A 2,959-nucleotide genomic window follows, 5' to 3' on the forward strand; every position below is an offset into this window, starting at 1 on the left:
CCAAGACACTGGTCGATTGGTTTGAAGACGAAGCAAAATCATGTACTTACTTTATTTGTAAGAAAACTTGGCTCCGCCAAACCCTTTGACGAAGGTGAACACTTTGTTGCACGGATACTTTTCAAACCTTTTTTCGATAATCGGTACAGTAAAACTCACAAACTACAAATGGGTTCATGCTCGTTTGATGCGCTTATCCGTTTGATCGGATGAAAATGCTGACCACTCCGGTATATGATGTCTTATTCGCGCCGTGATGACGGTCATATCATCATTGAGGGTGCCATTCCCTGCACGAATCACTTCTTCAAGCAGCAAATCGGCAATTTCCTGTGGATCATCAGTCTCCATTTCTTTTATTTTTCGCTTGACCCATACTTCCTTATTCTCAATGTGCTGAGGAACATCAAAAATTCCGTCGCTCATCATAATCAGCAGATCCCCTGATTTCAGTTGTTCGGAGCGCACATCAATTGAGACATCACGGATAATTCCAATGGGCAGATTTTCGCTGTCAAGCATAAAAACGCGGCTTCCTCGTTTTATAAAACTTGGATTTGAGCCTATTTTCAGAAATCTGGAGGTTGCATTTTGCAAATCAATTAATGCCAGATCCAGTGTGGCATAAATTTCCTCTGTCGAACGTAGTGATAAGATCGAGTTAATCGACTTAATGGCCAGCGTCTCATGTATTCCCGATTTCAACACTTTTTTCAACAGCTGCAAGGTGTCTTTGCTTTCCATATCCGCTCGCTCGCCGTGGCCCATTCCATCGCTGATTGCCATCACATATTTCTTAGAACCAATTTCAAACAGCGAGTAATTGTCGCCGGAGATCCCCCCGCCACCTCGTGCAGCCGTTGCGACACCCGTCTCCAAATCATAAGCACGCGCTGAAACAAATACGACTCGGCTGGGACCTTCGGGAAGTTCAGACGACTGTTTCTTCTCCACAACGATACTTTCGCCGAGAATATCTGACAGAAGCGGCGCGATCACCTTTTCGCACACCCCGTAGTGATCAACCGGAAGTACGGCTTCGATATCGATTGCTCCGGATTCAAGATTATAGATTTCAACGCTTTCGACGCGAACACCAATCCCGTTCAGCTTCGTCAAAATCATTTCTTCCTGCCAATCATGAAGGCCGCGCTCTCGCTTCATTTCACGCGCAAAGTCGCCCATGACCTGGGATACCCCCTCTAGCTGATCGGCCACCAATCGGCGGCTTTCCAGAACATTGCGGCGCATTTTCTCACTTAATTCAGCATGGCTCTGCTCACGGTGAATTGCCTCCATCGTACGTTCTGGTCTCGAACAATGGCTGCGCCACTGCCGCTGCACACGCGCTTCCGAGTCCCGCTTTCCGTGCCGCCCCTCCTCACGCAATTCAAGCATGATCCGCTGCGTCTTCTCAAAATTATTGATCCAGCAAAACTCTTTTTTAAAGCAATTCTGGCAAGTTTTTGCCGTTACACGGCTTAAGAAAAGATCATCATCACTGACCGACTCACGATTGTCTTTAGGCGGTGAGAAGCTTTTCGCAAGCGTTTGAAAAAGGCTGGAAAATTGTTCAACACGGCTCACGGTAACATCGCGCAGTTTGCGCACATATTGCTGTTGTTCCGCCTGATATTCACGTGTCCCCGGGATAAATGAGGCCATTTGCCGGATAAAACTTTTCGGCGTTAGAAAGAACAAGACCAAAGCAGCAATGGAGTCGATCACTTCGTTGCCTAAGCCGGCGTAACCATTGCCATAAACACCGATCAGCAAGGTTGCGATCAAAAGGCCGGCCGCCACTCCCACTTTTCCAGCCTCTTTCAGCAGACCGCCGAGCACACCCGTAAAGGCGAGCAAACTCATTTGGTAGAGGCTTGTTACACTAGCCATACCTAGAATCAGACCAATCACCACGCCCACAGTTGACCCAATTGCCGCTCCTCCGGCATAAGCAAAAAGCAGCACCGCGTAACGTGCGAGTACATGGTCGATGGACACGTCATAGACATGCCAGCCGATCGTTCCGGCGATCACAGAAGAGATTAAAATCACAAAGCAAATGATTTCCTCATTACGAAACAGTTTATGACTGACATGCGTTGAGATCAGCGGTACACTCTGCATGAAAATCAATGTGACCAAAGCGGATAGGCAGGCTTCAGCACCGGCAGTCAAGAGATCAGTCCAAACAATGGTCAGCGAAAAGGCTGCTTGGTACACCAGGCGTACCGTGAATCCCATGATAAAAACGAGTCCCGGCAGCCACCGCTCCATTTTCACCCGCTTCAATGCGTTCATCATCCGCCACCCAATGAGAAATGCGAGCAAACCGAGCAGTGCATAAAAGGCTTGTCCCGCTGAAAGGGTCGCCGCACCAACCAATACTGCAAGTGAATCGGCATATCTGCGCTTCCGCTTCATCCAGAAAACCGTCGCAAAAAATGGAAGAATAAATGGAGTTAAGCTGGTAATAATTACCGCGCGTCCAAGGAGAAACCCGGCCGCCAAGAAAAAGAAATCCATACGGAATACTACTCCTAACAAGAACGTCTGGATCGAACGACCGGATCGCGCTCGTCCTTGCAATCTTTTCTTGTGCACAAAGGGATCAACCGTCTCTGCCGCTACACTGCCCATTTTTTGAATCATGTCGTTCGCCGCCTTTAACTTAGGATTGTATGATCCATTAAAGCATATAAGACATTCATAATTTGTCAGAATGACAAGACTTATTCAAAAAAAACTTCGACCGCTTTCTCGATCTTCAGCCATATTTGACAAATGCTCGCATGGTCACGGCTGCCCGTGGTTCCGTCAAACGGCGAGTCTTGGCGAGTGCTCTCACTTTTCGCCATTGTCCTGTCGTTTGTTCCAAATTCATCGACAATGATTACGCTTCTTCCTTTTCCTGTTCTTTGATTAGAAAAACTAGACTATGCCTAGTCATTACTTCCGC

Annotated in this window: 2 protein-coding genes; one reads left to right on the top strand and one right to left on the bottom strand. The window is 47.5% G+C overall.

Annotated elements, in window-relative coordinates; all coding sequences use genetic code 11:
* A partial coding sequence (locus tag SIN01_RS15275; protein ID WP_218027793.1) for a hypothetical protein occupies positions 1-213 on the top strand: 213 nt, incomplete at its 5' end.
* On the opposite strand, the gene spoIIE is transcribed toward SIN01_RS15275, so the two are convergent.
* Positions 175-2,652 carry a stage II sporulation protein E gene (spoIIE, locus tag SIN01_RS14385; RefSeq protein WP_010024523.1) on the bottom strand — a complete coding sequence of 826 codons (2,478 nt, stop codon included), beginning with the start codon at positions 2,650-2,652 and terminating at the stop codon, positions 175-177. The two genes, SIN01_RS15275 and spoIIE, sit on opposite strands and share 39 nt — an antisense overlap.
* Positions 2,653-2,959 lie beyond the last annotated feature (307 nt).

It is taken from the genome of Sporolactobacillus inulinus (genome assembly GCF_006539285.1).
GTDB classification, from domain to species: domain Bacteria; phylum Bacillota; class Bacilli; order Bacillales; family Sporolactobacillaceae; genus Sporolactobacillus; species Sporolactobacillus inulinus.